The sequence below is a fragment of the Streptomyces sp. NPDC002130 genome (assembly GCF_040296465.1).
Lineage (GTDB): Bacteria > Actinomycetota > Actinomycetes > Streptomycetales > Streptomycetaceae > Streptomyces.
This window is the reverse complement of sequence record NZ_JBEOXI010000777.1, coordinates 1-1,530: the sequence shown is the minus strand read 5'-3', so window position 1 is coordinate 1,530 and position 1,530 is coordinate 1. Positions and strand designations below refer to the sequence as shown.

Here is a 1,530-nt window from a genome sequence, read left to right as displayed (position 1 = left end):
CCGTGAAGTGGCGGCGTACTAGGACCTCACGGATGGCGTCCCCGAACTACACATCTGGTTTGGGGGTGGTGGGGTGTTAGGCTCGGAGCGGTGAGGAAGGACGTAGTCAAGGGCCCACCGACACTGAGCACGAGCAGAGTCTCGGTGGGCGGGCACGCGCCCGCCGTGTCGGCGACGAGCGCGAAGTTCGGGCGGTCCACCGACATCAGGTGTGAACATCGGTCGGTGGACCGTGCGTGTCAGAACCGGCGACAACTCCGACACGCAGATCGAAGACCCGCCGGGACGGAGTGGGGGACTCAACCGGCGGGTCAACATCCTCCATGCCCTGGTGCCTTGTTCTCCAAACATGAACAGCCCGCCGTATTTGTCGAGCAGGCACAACGAGGCCCAGCAGAAACCGATCAAGGCGACGGGCAGCACTCCCTGATGCTGGCCTTGTCGTCCAGAGTCGCCTGCTGCACCAGATGAGCGTCATTCTGCCGTGCGTCAGTACAAGTACATTGCCGCGTTCCTGACAAGTAACGGAGAAGGGTAGTGTTCGGCCCTCGTTCCAGGCTGGCGCGGGTGGGTGGGGGGCCGAGAATGTTCATCTCGATCACGCCGGCGGTGCGAAGCCTCACGCCCGTAACTCGATGCCATTCTGCAGCGGTTGCGACGCGGATAGACGTTGGTGATCACTCCCCGCGAAGTGGCGAGATCGTGGTATCGGTCAACGGCTGATGTCGATACCGACCGGCTGTTCGATAACGCCCCTGCATCCGCTGCGGCAATCAACGAAACTTTCCCGGCGGTCGGTCAGTTCAGGTGGTGAACCGGCGTAGAACTCGAGCACGGTAATAAACAGTGGACATCTACATTGAAGGCAGTCGCGTCCGAGTTCGGTGCCGACGACGGGCACAGTGCTCACGAAATCGACCATAGGCCAATTCTTCGAACGCGCATTCCTACTGGCAGGCAACGCATCCCGCGCACCGATGACACCGGTAAGTCTGTGACGCGATGTATGTGTCTGCTGCGCTTACCGTCGCATTCTGCAAGCGAGCCACCGACTGGGTGGGGAACACAGGAGATAGAATGAATTCTAGTAAATTTCGGAAGGGGCTTCATGGGCATCGCTGACCAGAATGGCACAACGCCGGGCGTCTCGACAGAGATGAAGTCGGGCAAGGACCTGCCACCCTCGATGATCGAGCGACTGACGTTGATTCTCGACGCCTTCGGCGGCCGAGGAGCTCGGATCACGCTCGAACAGGTTGCATGCCGTACTCGATTACCTCGCTCCACTGTCCACCGCATTCTCGATCAGCTCACCACCTTCGGATGGGTCGAGCACGCCTCCTTCGGATACTGCCTCGGTCGCCGCGCTCTCCGGGGGACGGCGACGGCGAGAGGCGCAGCTCGCTTCGTGAAGCGGCCGCACCGTTTCTGCACGAATTGCACCAGCAGACCGGTATGGTCGTGCATCTGACCGTCCTCGACGGCCCCGACGTCGTCGATCTCGACAAAGTCGGCGGACGTTTCGCCGCT

General features: G+C 61.4%; 2 protein-coding genes and 1 pseudogene. 1 reads left to right on the top strand and 2 read right to left on the bottom strand.

Annotation, left to right across the window (positions count from 1 at the left end; genetic code table 11):
• Positions 1-712: 712 nt before the first annotated feature.
• Complete coding sequence (locus ABT116_RS45425; RefSeq protein WP_125053481.1) at positions 713-910, bottom strand: hypothetical protein; 198 nt, start codon at positions 908-910, stop codon at positions 713-715.
• Positions 911-1,108: 198 nt separating this feature from the next.
• On the opposite strand from ABT116_RS45425, the pseudogene ABT116_RS45420 reads away from it, so the two are divergent.
• Positions 1,109-1,276 (top strand): annotated as a pseudogene (locus tag ABT116_RS45420) (hypothetical protein); the annotation flags it as partial.
• 29 nt (positions 1,277-1,305) lie between these two features.
• On the opposite strand, the gene ABT116_RS45415 reads toward ABT116_RS45420, so the two are convergent.
• On the bottom strand, positions 1,306-1,530 hold a 225-nt coding region (locus ABT116_RS45415; protein WP_351646919.1), incomplete at its 5' end, for a hypothetical protein.